The sequence below is a fragment of the Streptomyces sp. NPDC014861 genome (assembly GCF_043081625.1).
Classification (GTDB): Bacteria; Actinomycetota; Actinomycetes; order Streptomycetales; family Streptomycetaceae; genus Streptomyces.
The window spans coordinates 39,069-52,508 of sequence record NZ_JBIBWV010000004.1 but is presented as its reverse complement, the minus strand read 5'-3'; the positions used below and the strand labels follow the sequence as shown (position 1 = coordinate 52,508).

General features: G+C 74.4%; 17 protein-coding genes. 10 read left to right on the top strand and 7 right to left on the bottom strand.

All coding sequences use genetic code 11. The features are described from left to right. Positions 1-270: 270 nt before the first annotated feature. Positions 271-492 (top strand): helix-turn-helix domain-containing protein, encoded by a 222-nt coding sequence (locus ACF1BN_RS09785; RefSeq protein ID WP_006123601.1) that lies wholly within the window; start codon positions 271-273, stop codon positions 490-492. 132 nt (positions 493-624) lie between these two features. Further along, a complete protein-coding gene (locus ACF1BN_RS09780) occupies positions 625-1,425 on the top strand; it encodes an enoyl-CoA hydratase/isomerase family protein (protein WP_392331072.1) in 801 nt (266 codons plus the stop codon). Positions 1,426-1,451: 26 nt separating this feature from the next. On the opposite strand, the gene ACF1BN_RS09775 is transcribed toward ACF1BN_RS09780, so the two are convergent. Beyond that, positions 1,452-2,147: a hypothetical protein gene (locus tag ACF1BN_RS09775; protein WP_392331071.1), complete on the bottom strand. Its 696-nt coding sequence runs from the start codon at positions 2,145-2,147 to the stop codon at positions 1,452-1,454. 93 nt (positions 2,148-2,240) lie between these two features. Between ACF1BN_RS09775 and ACF1BN_RS09770 the strand changes: the two genes are divergently transcribed. Genes ACF1BN_RS09770 through amaP form a run of 5 tightly spaced genes read left to right on the top strand, consistent with a single transcriptional unit; the run spans position 2,241 to position 4,564 of the window. Further along, positions 2,241-2,696 carry an Asp23/Gls24 family envelope stress response protein gene (locus tag ACF1BN_RS09770; protein WP_392331070.1) on the top strand — a complete coding sequence of 152 codons (456 nt, stop codon included), beginning with the start codon at positions 2,241-2,243 and terminating at the stop codon, positions 2,694-2,696. Between the two features lie 47 nt (positions 2,697-2,743). Further along, complete coding sequence (locus tag ACF1BN_RS09765) at positions 2,744-2,935, top strand: hypothetical protein (protein ID WP_031002902.1); 192 nt, start codon at positions 2,744-2,746, stop codon at positions 2,933-2,935. Positions 2,936-2,941: 6 nt separating this feature from the next. Next, complete coding sequence (locus ACF1BN_RS09760; RefSeq protein WP_392331069.1) at positions 2,942-3,304, top strand: Asp23/Gls24 family envelope stress response protein; 363 nt, start codon at positions 2,942-2,944, stop codon at positions 3,302-3,304. Then, positions 3,301-3,957 carry a DUF6286 domain-containing protein gene (locus tag ACF1BN_RS09755; RefSeq protein ID WP_392331068.1) on the top strand — a complete coding sequence of 219 codons (657 nt, stop codon included), beginning with the start codon at positions 3,301-3,303 and terminating at the stop codon, positions 3,955-3,957. Before ACF1BN_RS09760 ends, ACF1BN_RS09755 begins: the two co-directional genes overlap by 4 nt. A 7-nt stretch (positions 3,958-3,964) precedes the next feature. After that, the gene (gene amaP, locus ACF1BN_RS09750) at positions 3,965-4,564 is read left to right on the top strand and encodes an alkaline shock response membrane anchor protein AmaP (protein WP_392331067.1); all 600 of its coding nucleotides are present in this window, start codon (positions 3,965-3,967) and stop codon (positions 4,562-4,564) included. A 123-nt stretch (positions 4,565-4,687) separates the two neighbouring features. On the opposite strand, the gene ACF1BN_RS09745 is transcribed toward amaP, so the two are convergent. The 6 genes from ACF1BN_RS09745 to ACF1BN_RS09720 all read right to left on the bottom strand — a co-directional run bounded on the left by ACF1BN_RS09745 (position 4,688) and on the right by ACF1BN_RS09720 (position 10,213). After that, positions 4,688-5,443, bottom strand: a complete 756-nt coding sequence (locus ACF1BN_RS09745) for an SDR family oxidoreductase (RefSeq protein ID WP_392331066.1) — start codon at positions 5,441-5,443, stop codon at positions 4,688-4,690. 4 nt (positions 5,444-5,447) lie between these two features. Then, positions 5,448-7,232 carry a glycoside hydrolase family 15 protein gene (locus ACF1BN_RS09740; RefSeq protein WP_392331065.1) on the bottom strand — a complete coding sequence of 595 codons (1,785 nt, stop codon included), beginning with the start codon at positions 7,230-7,232 and terminating at the stop codon, positions 5,448-5,450. 33 nt (positions 7,233-7,265) lie between these two features. Beyond that, a complete protein-coding gene (locus tag ACF1BN_RS09735; RefSeq protein ID WP_392331064.1) occupies positions 7,266-8,144 on the bottom strand; it encodes an SURF1 family protein in 879 nt (292 codons plus the stop codon). Positions 8,145-8,246: 102 nt separating this feature from the next. Next, positions 8,247-8,480: a hypothetical protein gene (locus ACF1BN_RS09730; protein WP_360315617.1), complete on the bottom strand. Its 234-nt coding sequence runs from the start codon at positions 8,478-8,480 to the stop codon at positions 8,247-8,249. 63 nt (positions 8,481-8,543) lie between these two features. Continuing rightward, a complete protein-coding gene (locus ACF1BN_RS09725) occupies positions 8,544-9,518 on the bottom strand; it encodes a DEDDh family exonuclease (protein ID WP_392331063.1) in 975 nt (324 codons plus the stop codon). After that, on the bottom strand, positions 9,515-10,213 hold the full coding sequence (locus ACF1BN_RS09720) for a TetR/AcrR family transcriptional regulator (RefSeq protein ID WP_392331062.1): 699 nt from the start codon (positions 10,211-10,213) through the stop codon (positions 9,515-9,517). The genes ACF1BN_RS09725 and ACF1BN_RS09720 overlap by 4 nt, the downstream gene beginning before the upstream one ends. Before the next feature lie 142 nt (positions 10,214-10,355). Between ACF1BN_RS09720 and ACF1BN_RS09715 the strand changes: the two genes are divergently transcribed. The 3 genes from ACF1BN_RS09715 to ACF1BN_RS09705 are packed head-to-tail and all read left to right on the top strand — an operon-like array spanning position 10,356 to position 13,406. Beyond that, positions 10,356-11,153: an acetoacetate decarboxylase family protein gene (locus ACF1BN_RS09715; RefSeq protein ID WP_392331061.1), complete on the top strand. Its 798-nt coding sequence runs from the start codon at positions 10,356-10,358 to the stop codon at positions 11,151-11,153. Next, positions 11,153-12,037 (top strand): SDR family NAD(P)-dependent oxidoreductase, encoded by an 885-nt coding sequence (locus ACF1BN_RS09710; RefSeq protein ID WP_392331060.1) that lies wholly within the window; start codon positions 11,153-11,155, stop codon positions 12,035-12,037. The genes ACF1BN_RS09715 and ACF1BN_RS09710 overlap by 1 nt, the downstream gene beginning before the upstream one ends. Before the next feature lie 25 nt (positions 12,038-12,062). After that, positions 12,063-13,406 carry an amidohydrolase family protein gene (locus ACF1BN_RS09705; RefSeq protein ID WP_392331059.1) on the top strand — a complete coding sequence of 448 codons (1,344 nt, stop codon included), beginning with the start codon at positions 12,063-12,065 and terminating at the stop codon, positions 13,404-13,406. Positions 13,407-13,440 lie beyond the last annotated feature (34 nt).

The window sequence follows — 13,440 nt, the reverse complement described above, 5'->3', positions numbered from 1 at the left end:
GGTCTCGTACCCCCGGCGCGGACCTCTGCCGAATCCTTCCGGCAGAGTCCGCGCCGTACGTGTGTTCGCATGGCTGCGCTGACCTGCCAGTCCCTTGATCCACTCGTCCGATGGTCGGGTTCCGGCCGCGCGGAATGACTGCTTCCGATCGTGAGGACGACCTCCTCGTCCGCAAACCCGACAGGACGGACCTCGTCGAATGGGTGGCCAGGACGACGGTGAGGGGTGATCATGAGAAGTCCAGAGCGCACTTCCCATGAGGAGGCACGGGTGGCCGAGACTCTGAAGAAGGGCAGCCGGGTGACCGGCGCCGCGCGCGACAAGCTCGCGGCAGACCTGAAGAAGAAGTACGACTCCGGTGCGAGCATCCGGGCGCTGGCCGAGGAAACGGGCCGCTCCTACGGATTCGTCCACCGGATGCTCAGTGAATCCGGAGTGACGCTGCGTGGTCGCGGCGGAGCTACCCGGGGCAAGAAGGCGGCCTCGGCCTGACGCCGGGGGCGGCTCGACCGGTCCACCGGGACCTTCCCGGTGGGCACCCGGTCGGTCCTGCGACCGACCCGGTGGTTACTGTGCAGTCACTTAGCATCGGATGCAGTGCTGCACCGGAACCGGAGGCGCCCCATGACCACGCCCGACGACGCCCAGCTCGTCTTCGACAAGGACGGTGTACGGCTCACCGTCGAGGACGCCGTTGCCACGGTGACTCTGACCAACCCGGCGAAGCGCAACGCCCAGTCTCCCGCTCTGTGGCGGGCGTTGACGGAAGCCGGCCGGTCTCTGCCGGGCAGCGTGCGGATCGTCGTCCTGCGCGGTGAGGGCCAGTCCTTCTCCGCCGGACTCGACCGACAGGCCTTCACGCCCGAGGGCTTCGACGGAGAGCCGTCCTTCCTCGACCTCGCACGGGGTTCCGACGCGGACCTCGACGCGGTCATCGCCGAGTACCAGGAGGCGTTCACCTGGTGGCGCCGCAGCGACCTCGTGTCGATCGCGGCCGTCCAGGGCCACGCCATCGGCGCGGGCTTCCAGCTCGCCCTCGCCTGCGACCTGCGGGTCGTCGCCGAGGACGTGCAGTTCGCCATGCGCGAGACCAGCCTGGGCCTCGTCCCCGACCTCACCGGCACCCACCCGCTCGTCTCCCACGTGGGCTACGCCCGCGCGCTGGAGATCTGCGCCACCGGCCGCTTCGTCCACGCCGACGAGGCCGAGCGCATCGGCCTGGCCAACATCGCCGTGCCCGCCGCCGAACTCGACGCCGCGGTGCGGGACCTCGCTGCCGCCCTGCTCGCCGCGCCCCGGGACGCCGTCGTCGAGACCAAGGCACTGCTCCGGGGTGCCGCAGGCCGCTCCTACGAGGAGCAGCGCGTCGCCGAGCGGGCTGCCCAGGCCCGCCGCCTCCGCGACCTCGCCGGGCTCGGCGACTGACACCGGCCCGCCGGGCCCTCGGGCCGTCAGCGCACCTCCGTGATCAGGACGGTGACCGTGACGTCCGCGGGGGCCTCGGCGGCGGCCGCCGCGCGCGCGGCCCGGGCCACCTCGGCCGGCGGATGGTCCGCCGCCACGGCGAACTCCACCCGAACGGCCCCCCGCGTGCGGAGCACCGGCGGCCCCAGTGCGTCGGTGACCGCCGCCACGCCCGGCACCAGCAGCACCGCGAGCGCCACCGGGTCGTCCGTCGCCGGCACGCCGTGGCCCGCAGGCGGGGGCGCCGGCCCGTCCGAGGGTTCCGGGGGCGCCTCCTCCAGCAGGTTCGTCACCCGCAGATCCGCCTCCGTCACCGCCAGGCCCAGCTCCGCCGCCGCGGCGAGGAGAACCGCCCGCACCTCCTCCGCCGTCTCCGGCAGCGGGCGTCCGACGGCCACCGCCGCGAACTCGGCCTCGATCCGCAGGGGCCCCGGCGCCAGCCCGCCCGGCGGTACCGGGAAAGGCTGATCCGGGGAGGGCTGATCCGGGAGGTCCGCCTCCGTCGCCGCGCCGATCCTGAGCCTGCCCGGCGCCGCGCCCCGTACCCCCGTCACCGCGCGGACCAGCACCTGCCGGGCCGCGCGCTCCGTGAGCCACGCTCCCGCCGCCGGAGCCAGCGGCAGCAGCCTGCCCGGCGCCAGGCGGTCGCGCACCGCCGTCGTCCAACCGTCACCCATGGTCATTGCCCCAGCCTGCCGTATCCCCGGAGCGGTCTCGGGGAACCGCCTTTAGTGTGGGCGAAGAACCCCGAAATATCCCGGAAGGGGCTGAATTCCATGACGGACAGCGAACGCACAGGCGAGAGCACCTCGATCACCAAGAAGGGCGGCGGCGCGGCCGGTTCCCGGGGCCGCACCACCATCGCCGACGGAGTGGTCGAGAAGATCGCGGGCATGGCCGCCCGCGACGTCGTCGGCGTCCACGCCATGGGCAGCGGGTTCTCCCGCACCCTCGGCGCCGTCCGCGACCGCGTCCCCGGCGGGGGCGGCGGCAAGGCGGGCGTCACCCGCGGCGTGAAGGCCGAGGTCGGCGAGGTGCAGACCGCCCTCGACCTGGAGATCGTCGTCGACTACGGCGTCTCCATCGCCGACGTGGCCGGCGACGTCCGCGAGAACGTGATCGCGGCTGTGGAGCGGATGACCGGTCTGGAGGTCGTCGAGGTCAACATCGCGGTCAGCGACGTGAAGCTGCCCGACGAGGAGGACGAGGAGCCGGAGTCGCGGCTCCAGTAGCCGACCGACCCCGACAACGGACCACAGGGCCCGGAAAGAGGTTCAGCATGAGCATGGCGGTGGTCGGCCTGCTGGCCGGCATGGGTCTCGGCTTCGCCGGATACTTCGGCGGCTTCGGGGCGTTTCTGCTGGTCGCGGCCCTGGGCGCGGTCGGCTTCGTGGCCGGCCGCTTCCTCGACGGCGACCTCGAACCCGGCGATCTCCTCCGGGGCCGCGACCGCGGCGACCGGCGGCGGTGACGGCGGGTGCCCACGGACGTGAAGGAGTGGCGGCCCCGGCTGCGCGAGCGGGGCGCGACCACGATCGCCGACCGGGTGGTCGCCAAGATCTCCGCCCAGGCCGCCCGGGAGGCCCTCGGCGGCGTGCCGGAGGGCGGCCACCCGCCGCACGCCTCGGTCGTCGTCCACCGGGACGCCGCCCGCATCTCGATCAGCCTCGAACTCGACTACCCCACGGACGTCGGCCGCCGCTGCGGAGCCGTCCGGGGGCGGGTCCGCGGCCGGGTCGAGGAGCTCGTCGGCATGGAGGTCCACGAGGTGGCCGTCCACGTCGAGCGCCTCCACTCCCCGCGCACCTCGCCCGCCGCCAGGAAGGGCCGCCTGGCATGACGACACCCGGACAGCCCACCGACCCCCGGGAGACCGGGGAGACCGGGGAGACGGCCCGGGGCGGCGACGACGGCGTCCCCGTCCTCGCCGGAGGCGGAACCGACACCGAACGGGTCCGCCGGTTCTGGGCCGTCCGGCGGATCCCCGCCGCGCTGCTCGCCGCCGTCGTGCTCGCCGGCGCCGGGCTGCTGCTCTACGACGTGGCCGCCGTCCGGGCCGACCACAGCGCGATGAGCTGGCGGCGCGACCTCGCCGACGGCCTCGCGACCCGGTCCCTCGACAGCACCACGGTCCTCGTGGCCGCCGGCGTCGCCGTCCTGCTCGGCGTCTGGCTGCTGGTCCTGGCATGCACCCCGGGCCTCCGGGACGTCCTGCCCATGCGGCGCTCCCACCCCGACGTACGCGCCGGGCTCGACCGGGACGCCGCCGCGCTCGTCCTGCGCGACCGGGCCATGGAGGTCTCCGGCGTGCAGTCCGTGAAGGTCCGGGTCGGCCGCGCCAAGGTCGCCGTCCGGGCCGTCTCCCACTTCCGCCCGCTCGACGACGTCCGCGCGGACGTCGAATCCGTCCTCGGCGACGGGATCGAGGAACTCGGGCTCGCCCGTCCGCCCGCCCTCACCGTCCGGGTGGACCGCCCGCCCGAGAAGGGGTGACACACCGGTGAACGCACCCGTCACCGCCGTCCTGCGGCGCGTCAACCGTGCCCTCCTCGGCCTCGCCGGGCTCCTCCTGGTCCTCGCCGGCGGCGCCGTCCTCGCGGCGGGACTCGACCTGCCCGTCCCGTCCTGGTGGCCCTGGTCGAGCCCCGACGACGTGCTCCTCACCGCCGCCGACCGGCAGCGGTGGCGGGAGGAGGGCTGGTGGTGGCCGACGGTCATCGCCGTCCTCGGCGTCGTCGTCCTGCTCGCCCTGTGGTGGCTGTTCGCCCAGTTCCGCCGGGCCCGGCTCGCCGAGGTCCTGGTCGACACCGGCGACGGCGACGCCGCCGCCCTGCGCGGCCGGGCCCTGGCCGAGGTCCTGGAGGCGGACGCCGCCGCGCAGGAGGGCGTGGCCCAGGCCCGGGTCGCCCTCACCGGCCGCCGCACCGCGCCCCGTACCCGCGTCGCGCTCCGCCTGGAGCCGTACGCCTCCCCGGGCGAGGCGCTCGCCGGCCTCAGCGACGAGGCCCTGGCCCGGGCCCGTACGGCGGCCGGCCTGGCCGCCCTCCCCACCGAGGCCCGGCTCCGCGCGGTCAAGCACCGGGCCCGCCGGGTGAACTGACAGCCCCCGGACCGGCGGACCCGACCCGAGGGCCCGGCCCTCGCGGACCCGGTCCAGGGCCCTGGACCCTGCGGACCCGGCTCAGGGCCCCGGATGCGGCAGACCCGACCCAGGGGCCCGGACTCAGAAGCCGTGCCGGGCGCCGCCGTCGACCGGGAGCATCAGCCCCGTCAGATAGGAGGCGGCCGGGGAGAGGACGAAGGCGGCGGTGCGGCCGAACTCCTCCGGGGTGCCGTAGCGGCGCAGCGGGATCCCCAGCTCGTTGGCCGCGCGGGACGCCTCGGCGTCGCCGGAGAGGGCGTCGAGCTGCCGGACCCGGTCGGTGTCGATGCGGGCGGGCAGCAGGCCGACCACCCGGATCCCGCGCGGCCCGAGGTCGTTCGCGAGCGACTTGGCGAAGCCGGCGAGCCCGGGGCGGAGCCCGTTCGAGACCGTCAGGCCCGCGATCGGCTCGTGCACCGACCCCGACAGGACGAAGCCGATCACACCGCCCTCGCCCAGCGCCTCGGCCGCCGCGCGGGCGAGCCGCACCGCGCCGAGGAAGACGGTGCCGAAGGCCGCCGTCCACTCCTCGTCGGTGTTGTCCGCGGCGAAGCCCGGAGCCGGGCCGCCGACGCTGATCAGGATGCCGTCGAAGCCGCCGAAGCGGGCGCGGGCCTCCGCGATCAGCCGGGCCGGGGTCTCCGGGTCGTCGTTGTCGGCGGCGACCCCCGCCGCGCCCTCGCCCAGCTCCGCGACCGCCCCGGCGACGGTCGCCTCCTCACGGCCCGTGATCAGCACCCGGGCGCCCTCGGCGAGCAGCGCCTCCGCGGAGGCCCGGCCGAGCCCCCGGGTCGCGCCGGTGACGACGTACACGCGGTCCTTCAGTCCAAGATCCATGGGGCTATCCTGCCGTCTCGTCCCACGGCAGGGCGAGCGCCGTACCGACCAGTCCGATGTGGCTGAACGCCTGCGGGAAGTTGCCGAGCTGCCGGCCCGTCACCGGGTCGTACTCCTCCGCGAGGAGCCCCACGTCGTTGGTGAGCCGCGTCAGCCGTTCGAAGAGTTCCCGGGCCTCCTCGCGGCGCCCGGTCATCCGCAGCGCGTCGGCGAGCCAGAAGGAGCAGACGAGGAAGGTGCCCTCCCCGCCGGGCAGTCCGTCGACCGAGCCGGAGTCGGGGGTGTAGCGGCGCAGGAGGCCCTGATGGCTCAGCTCGGCGCGGACGGCGTCGATCGTGCCGACCACCCGGGGGTCGTCCGGCGGCAGGAAGCCGACGCGGGGGATGAGCAGGGTGGCCGCGTCCAGCTCGGCGGAGCCGTACGACTGGGTGAAGGTGTTCCGCTCCGCGTCGTACGCCTTCGCGCAGACCTCGGCGTGGATCTCGTCCCGCAGCGCCCGCCACCGGTCCGGCTCGCCGGGCAGCGAGGGGTCGTCCTCCAGGGTGCGCACGGCCCGGTCGGCCGCCACCCAGGCCATCACCTTGGAGTGGGTGAAGTGGCGGCGCGGGCCGCGCACCTCCCACAGCCCCTCGTCGGGTTCGCGCCAGTGCGACTCCAGGAAGCCGAGCAGGCTGAGCTGGAGGTTCCAGGCGTGCCGCTCGGGCGGGATGCCGGCCTCGCGCGCGAGGTACAGGGAGTCCATGACCTCGCCGTACACGTCGAGCTGGAACTGGTCGACGGCCGCGTTCCCGGTCCGTACCGGGGCCGAGTCGGCGTAGCCGCGCAGCCAGGGCAGCGTCGTCTCGGGGAGCCGGCGCTCGCCCGCGGGTCCGTACATGATCTGGAGGTCGGCGGGGTCGCCCGCGACCGAGCGGAGCAGCCAGTCGCGCCAGGCGGCGGCCTCGTCGCTGTATCCGGCGGCGATCAGCGCGCCGAGGGTGAGGGAGGAGTCGCGCAGCCAGCAGGACCGGTAGTCCCAGTTCCGCACGCCGCCGAGCTCCTCGGGCAGGGAGGTGGTGGGGGCGGCGACGATCCCGCCGGTGGGGGCGTAGGTGAGCGCCTTGAGGGTGATGAGGGAGCGGATCACGGCGGCGCGGTACGGACCCCGGTAGGTGCAGCGGGCGGTCCACTCCCGCCAGTCGGCGAGCGAGTGCTCCAGGGCCTCGTAGGGGTCTATGAGGGCGGGCCGGCGCTCGTGCGAGGGGTGCCAGGTGAGGACGAACGCGACCCGCTCGCCCGCGGCGACGGTGAAGGAGGAGCAGGTGGCGAACTGCTGGCCCCAGGTCTTCACCTCGGGCTCGCTGCGGAGCCAGACGGCGTCGGGCCCGGCGACGGCGACCCGGTGGCCCTCGGAGCGCCTTATCCACGGGACGATCGAGCCGTAGTCGAAGCGGAGGCGGAGCACGGCGCTCATCTCGACCCGGCCGCTGACCCCTTCGACGATCCGGACGACGTCCGGGGCCCGGTCCCGCTGGGGCATGAAGTCGGTGACCTTGACGGTGCCGGTGCGTGTCTCCCAGAGGGTCTCCAGGACGAGGGAGTCCTCGGCGTAGCGCCGGGAGGTGCAGGTGCCGGAGCCCTTGGGGGCGATCCGCCAGTGGCCGTTGTCCTCGTCGCCGAGGAGGGCGGCGAAGCAGGCGGCGGAGTCGAAGCGGGGCAGGCAGAGCCAGTCGATCGATCCGTCGCGGCCGACGAGGGCGGCGGTCTGGAGATCGCCGATCAGGGCGTAGTCGTCGATGCGTCGGGTCACCCTGTGGGCGTTCCCGCAAGAGGCGACGGTCAATCAGCGGGGCGAGGTGGCCTGCATCGCGCTGCCGTCCTCCCGGGGGGCGCCCGGGGTGTCGCCCTCCGGTCCCGGCCCTCCGTCGCCACCCCCGCCGTCGCCGTCCCCGCCGCCTTCGGCCGAGGGCGCGGCGGCGGTCTCGCGGTCGCGCTTCTCGCGTCGGACGAGGACGATCCAGCCGACCGGCACGCCGGCGGCGAAGAGCCACCACTGGACCGCGTACGCCATGTGGGCGCCGATCGAGTCGTGGTCCGGCTCGGGGATCTGCTCGGGGGAGTCGCCCGCCGGTTCGGGCTCGGTCTGCTCGACGTAGCCCCCCAGCACCTCGCGGCCGATCAGCTCGGCCTGCTGGGCGCTGCTGATGAGCATCACCTGACGGTCCGGCAGGCCCTTGAGGTCCTTGATGCCGCTGGCGCCGGTGGTCTCGTCGGCCTTGAGCCGGCCGGTGACGGTGACCTCGCCCTTCGGGGCGGGCGGGACCTCGGGGTAGTCGCGCTGGTTGGCCGCGGCGGGCACCCAGCCCCGGTTGACCAGGACGACCGCGCCGTCCTTCAGGACCAGCGGGGTGAGGACGTGCGCGCCGACCCGCTCGTCGGACGAGGTGCGGCGGCGGACGACGACCTCGTGGGCGGTGTCGAAGGTGCCGGTGGCGGTGACCCGGCGCCAGTAGTCGGCGCGGGGGACGACGTGGCCGGGCGAGGTGAGCTCCTCGACCGGGACCGGCACGGCCTTCAGGTTGTCCTCGATCAGGGCGTTCTGGGCGACCCGGCGTTCGTGCCGGTGGAACTGCCAGAAGCCCAGCTCGATCATCGCGGGGATGAGGACGAGGGCGACGAGGGTGAGGATCACCCACTGCCGGGACAACAGGAAGCGGTACACGGAACGACCGTACCGTCCGGTGCGCGGACGCCCGCAGCGGGGGTCGGGTGACCGGCGCCACCCGACCAGGATCGTTTCCTCACCACGGGACCGGGGCGGTGGTCACACCCGGTCGACGATGCCCGCCTTCCCCTCGGCCCGGGCGCAGTGGGCGCCGCAGTACCAGTTCCCCTCGACCTCGACGCCCTGTCCGATGATCTGGACCCGGCAGTGCTCGCAGATGGGTGCCATCCGGTGGATGGCGCAGGCGAAGCAGTCGAAGACATGGATCGCGCCCTGGGCATGGATCTCGAAGGACATGCCGTAATCGTTTCCGCAGACCTCACAACGTGCCATGCGCCACAGGGTGGAGCCCCGGGCCCGCGCGTGCCGGGCACCACGCCCGCCGGGGGCGGGGTGTCACCCGTCTGCCGGGGCCACGTCCCGCAGCAGATGGGCGTAGGCGGCCTCGTCCACGATCGGTGTGCCGAAGGCCTTCGCCTTGACGGTCTTGGAGGTGCCGGCGTCCGGGTCGTTGGTGACCAGCAGGCTGGTGAGCCGGGAGATCGAGCCGGCGACGTGCAGCCCGGCCTCGACCGTGCGGTCCTCCAGGAGCTCCCGGTCGACGGAGGTGTCGCCGGAGAAGGCGATCCGCATGCCCTGCTTGAGCGGCTTGTCGCTCGCGTAGCGGCCGGGGTTGGGGTACGGGCAGGCCGGGCGCTTCCGGGAGGGGCGCCAGCCGCCCGCCCCGTAGGAGGACTGCCGGCCGATCATCGGACGGGCGGGCGAGGACGCCCACTCGGTGAGCGGGCGGCACTCCAGGAGCGGCAGCCGTACGCCCCGCTCCGCCGCCGCGTGCAGGCTCGGGCGGAACGCCTCGGCGAGCACGCGCGCGTCGTCGAGCGCGTTGTGCGCGCGCTGCTGCACCACCCCGAAGTGGGCGGCGAGCGACTCCAGCTTGTGGTTGGGGAGCGGCAGCGCCAGCTCCTTGGAGAGCGCGATGGTGCACAGCCGCTGCCTCACGGGCGCGGTGCGCTCCGCGCGCGCGTACTCCCGGGCGATCATCTGCCAGTCGAACATGGCGTTGTGCGCGACGAGGACGCGTCCGTCGAGGCGGGCCGAGAACTCCTCGGCGATCTGCGGGAAGAGCGGCGCCCCTTCGAGGACGTCGCTGGTGAGGCCGTGGATCCAGACCGGTCCCGGGTCCCGCTCCGGGTTCACCAGCGTGTACCAGTGGTCCTCCACGCCGCCCTGCGCGTCGAGGCGGTAGACGGCGGCGGACACGATCCGGTCGTCGCGGGCGAGACCGGTGGTCTCCACGTCGACGACCGCGTACCCCTGCGGGTAGGCGGCCGGCCACGTCGCTGCTGTCGTACGGTCGTCGAGCATGGTCACTGAGAATACGGCCCGCGACGGACACTCCCCTGCCCGCTGTCCGGCTTGTCCGTGATGTCCCCCTCGGTGGGGGGCGGGGCCCCGGCCAGCAGCCCCTCGACCAGTGCGCGCACCGAGGCCGCGAAGAGCCGCTCCGGCTCCACCGGGGCGGCCAGCGCGCGGGCGAGCGGCGGATCGGCGTCGGCCGACTCGGCGTCCCACAGCTCCTCGTCGGCGGACGGCCGGGCCGGGGCGCGCTCGCGGTTGCGCTCCACCAGCACGTACCCGACGACCTGGAAGGCGACCGCCCGGACCAGCTCGGCCGCCCGCTCCCCGCGCAGCCCCGCCGCGTGCGCCTCCCGCACCAGGGCCCGCTGGGCCGGCAGGAACATCCGCTCCGTCAGACCCCGCTCGTGCACCATCGCCACCAGGTGCGGGCGGTCGCGCAGCGCCCGGCGCAGCGCGTGCGCCACCGAGCAGATCCGCTCCGCCGGGTCGTTCCCGCGCGGCCTGATCGCCCCCAGGTCCGCCACCGTGCGGGCGGCCAGCGCGTCGAGCAGGGACTCGCGGTTGCCCACGTGCCAGTAGATCGAGGTGACCGCCGTGCCGAGCGCGGCGGCGAGGCCGCGCATGGTGAGCGCGTCGGGGCCGTGGGCCCGCACCAGGGCCGCCGCGGCCTCCAGGACCTCCTCGCGGCTGAGCGCCGGGCGTGTCATACGCACCTCCCTGACGGTTCGTCAATTCACTGTGCGCACGCGTCTTTACCCTGCATCGGCGGCGGTGTAACAGTGTTACAGGCCGTCGGTCCCGGGCCCGTGGGGCCGGGACCTTGTCCGTCCGGAAGGGTGGTACGACGACATGGCACGAGTACGGTACGGGGCGCGCACCGAGGCGGAGAGCGCCGCCGCCCGCGCCGCCGCGGCGAAGCTCCCCGACATCTGGTCCACCGGCGTGGTCGCCCTCTGGGAGACCGACCCCGACGCGGTCGCGGCCGTCCTGCCGCCGCCCCTGAAGCCCACCGGGCGCCCGCTCGTCCGGGTCACCGTCAGCAAGGTCGACCTGCCCGGCTACCCCCTCGGCGCCGGCTCGGTCTCGGTGGCCGCCGCCCACGGCGCCACCGAGGGCTGGTACCCGCTGGTCATGCCGATGACCCACGAGCGGGCCCTGATCGGCGGCCGCGAGGTCTTCGGCGAGCCGAAGAAGCTCGGCGAGGTCGTCGTCGAGCGCGACGGCCTCGTGGTGGGCGCCCGGCTCGCCCGGCACGGCATCGCCTTCGTCGAGGTGCGCGGCGCGGTCTCCAGCCCGCTGCCGCTGCCCGAGCCGGTCGAGCGGACCGACTTCTACTTCAAGTTCCTGCCCGGAGTGGAGGGGGCGGGCTTCGACGCCGACCCGGTCCTCGTCCACTGCGTCCGCCACGAGAAGGTGCGGAGGCTGGAGCAGGTCACCGGGGACGTCGTCCTGCGCGAGTCCATGTACGACCCCGTCGCCGACCTCCCGGTCCGCCGGCTCGTCGGCATCACCTTCGGCGAGAAGACCTCCGACCAGCGCGGCCGGGTCGCCGAGCGGGTCTCCGCCGAGGCCCTGCTGCCCTACGTCCACCAGCGGTACGACGACCCCGCGCAGATCCTCGACGGCCCGCCGGAAGGGAGCGTCTGATGGAGCTCGCGGAGGGACAGGTCGCCGTCGTCACCGGCGCCGCGAGCGGCATCGGCCGCGCGATGGCCCGCCGCTTCGCCGCCGAGGGACTCGCCGTCGTCCTCGGCGACGTCGAGCGGGGCCCGCTCGACGAGGCCGCCGACGAGCTGGCGGCGGACGGGGCGCGGGTCCTCGCCCGGACCGTCGACGTCTCCGACCCGGAGCAGGTACGGGCCTTCGCCGACGCCGCCTACGAGGCCTTCGGTGCCGTCCACGTGCTCTGCAACAACGCCGGCGTCGGCTCCGGCGCCGAGGGCCGCATGTGGGAGCACGAGCCCAACGACTGGAAGTGGGCCTTCTCGGTCAACGTCTGGGGCGTCTTCCACGGCATCCAGGCCTTCGTGCCCCGCATGCTCGCGGGCGGCGAGCCCGGCCACGTCGTCAACACCTCCTCCGGCGACGGCGGCATCGCCCCGCTGCCCACCGCCTCCGTCTACGCGGTCACCAAGGCGGCCGTCGTCACCATGACGGAATCCCTCTACGCCCACCTGAGGGCCGAGCACGCGCGCGTGGGCGCCTCCGTGCTCTTCCCCGGGCCCCACATGCTCCGCACCGGCCTGTGGGAGTCGCACCGCAACCGGCCCGAGCGGTACGCCAAGGAGCGCCCGCGCCGGACCCCGTACCGCACCCTCGACCAGTGGGAGGCCGCCATGAAGGAGGCCGGCCACGAGATCGCCTTCACCCCGGTCGAGGAGGTCGCCGAGCACGTCGTCGAGGGCATCAGGGCCGACCGGTTCTGGATGCTTCCGGCGAGCGAGCACAGCGACCGGCAGATCACGGCACGCTCGCGGTCGATGCTCGACCGCGCGAACCCGTCCTACCTGGAGAGCTTCATCCTCGACTGACCGGCCTGAGGGGGCTGTGCGCACCATGAGCCATGAGGACCCGTATCTGATCGTCTCCTCCGACTGCCACGCCGGGCTCCCCACCGAGGAGTACCGGCCCTACCTGGAGTCCCGCTTCCGCCGGGCCTTCGACGACTTCCTCGCCGGACGGCAGGCCCGCCGCGAGGCCATGACCCGACTCGGCGTCCGCAACGAGGACTTCGCGAACAAGTGGTTCAGCGACCACGAGGAGGGGCTGCGCGGCGGCTGGGACCACGCGCAGCGGATCAAGGAGCTGGACGGGGACGGCGTCGCCGCCGAGGTCGTCTTCCCGGACGCGGACGCCGTCGACAGCCAGACCGCCGCCCCCTTCGGCGTCGGCCTCGGCCTCTCCGGCGACCAGGACCCCGAGCTGGGCATGGCGGGCGCCAAGGCGCACAACCGCTGGCTCGCCGAGTTCGTCGCCCACGCCCCGGCCCGGCACTGCGGCGTCGCTCTGCTGCCGGTCACCGCCGACCCGCGCGAGGTCGTCGCCGAGATCCACCGGGCCAAGGAGTCCGGGCTCGGCGCCCTGATGATCCCGTCCATGTGGGTCGACAAGGCGCCCTACCACGACCGGCGCTACGACCCGGTGTGGGCGGCCGCCGCCGAGACCGGGATGCCGGTGGTCACCCACTCGGGGGCCGCGCCCCGCGAGGAGTACGGCGACCACCTCGGCATCTACGTCTCCGAGGTCACCTGGTGGCCGGCCCGGCCCCTGTGGTTCCTGCTCTGGTCCGGGGTCTTCGAGCGGCACCCGGGGCTGCGGTTCGGCGTCGCCGAGTCCGGCTGCTGGTGGCTGCCGAACCTGCTCTGGTTCATGGACCGGCTCTACCTCGGCGCGCACGGCGGCAAGAAGCTCTCGCCCTTCGCGGAACTGCGGCGCCCGCCGAGCGAGTACCTGGACCGGCAGGTCTTCGTCTGCGCCACCAACACCAAGCGGCGCGAGCTGGCGCAGCGGTACGAGATCGGCGTGGACAACATCCTGTGGGGCTCGGACTTCCCGCACCCGGAGGGGACCTGGCCGAACACCCGGTCCTGGCTGCGGAACACCTTTCACGACATCCCGGTGGGGGAGACCCGGCGGATGCTGGGCCTGGCCGCCGCCGAGGTCTTCGGATTCGACACCCGAGCACTGGGACCGATCGCTCAGCGGATCGGGCCCACCCCCGCCGACCTCGGCCAGCCCGCCGAGCAGACCGCCGTGGAGGCGTCCTGGGCCCGCTCCCGGGAGACCGGCCGCCACTGGCTCACCGGCGGCGACTTCCCGGTGACGGGCCCGACCGCAGACCCCGGCCCCGGACCGGCCGCGGCGCCGACGTCCGGACCGGCCGCGGAGGTGACCCGGTGACGGGCGGGGGTGACGGGACGGCCGGTCGCGGGGG

What these genes read in the sequence shown, in the direction of transcription:
- ACF1BN_RS09770 (WP_392331070.1), top strand. Translation starts at nt 2,241, where the DNA reads ATGACGGACAGCGAACGCACAGGCGAGAGCACCTCGATCACCAAGAAG.
- ACF1BN_RS09715 (WP_392331061.1), top strand. Translation starts at nt 10,356, where the DNA reads ATGGCACGAGTACGGTACGGGGCGCGCACCGAGGCGGAGAGCGCCGCC.
- ACF1BN_RS09775 (WP_392331071.1), bottom strand. Translation starts at nt 2,147, where the DNA reads ATGACCATGGGTGACGGTTGGACGACGGCGGTGCGCGACCGCCTGGCG.
- ACF1BN_RS09755 (WP_392331068.1), top strand. Translation starts at nt 3,301, where the DNA reads ATGACGACACCCGGACAGCCCACCGACCCCCGGGAGACCGGGGAGACC.
- ACF1BN_RS09780 (WP_392331072.1), top strand. Translation starts at nt 625, where the DNA reads ATGACCACGCCCGACGACGCCCAGCTCGTCTTCGACAAGGACGGTGTA.
- ACF1BN_RS09745 (WP_392331066.1), bottom strand. Translation starts at nt 5,443, where the DNA reads ATGGATCTTGGACTGAAGGACCGCGTGTACGTCGTCACCGGCGCGACC.
- ACF1BN_RS09730 (WP_360315617.1), bottom strand. Translation starts at nt 8,480, where the DNA reads ATGGCACGTTGTGAGGTCTGCGGAAACGATTACGGCATGTCCTTCGAG.
- ACF1BN_RS09710 (WP_392331060.1), top strand. Translation starts at nt 11,153, where the DNA reads ATGGAGCTCGCGGAGGGACAGGTCGCCGTCGTCACCGGCGCCGCGAGC.
- ACF1BN_RS09765 (WP_031002902.1), top strand. Translation starts at nt 2,744, where the DNA reads ATGAGCATGGCGGTGGTCGGCCTGCTGGCCGGCATGGGTCTCGGCTTC.
- ACF1BN_RS09720 (WP_392331062.1), bottom strand. Translation starts at nt 10,213, where the DNA reads ATGACACGCCCGGCGCTCAGCCGCGAGGAGGTCCTGGAGGCCGCGGCG.
- ACF1BN_RS09705 (WP_392331059.1), top strand. Translation starts at nt 12,063, where the DNA reads ATGAGCCATGAGGACCCGTATCTGATCGTCTCCTCCGACTGCCACGCC.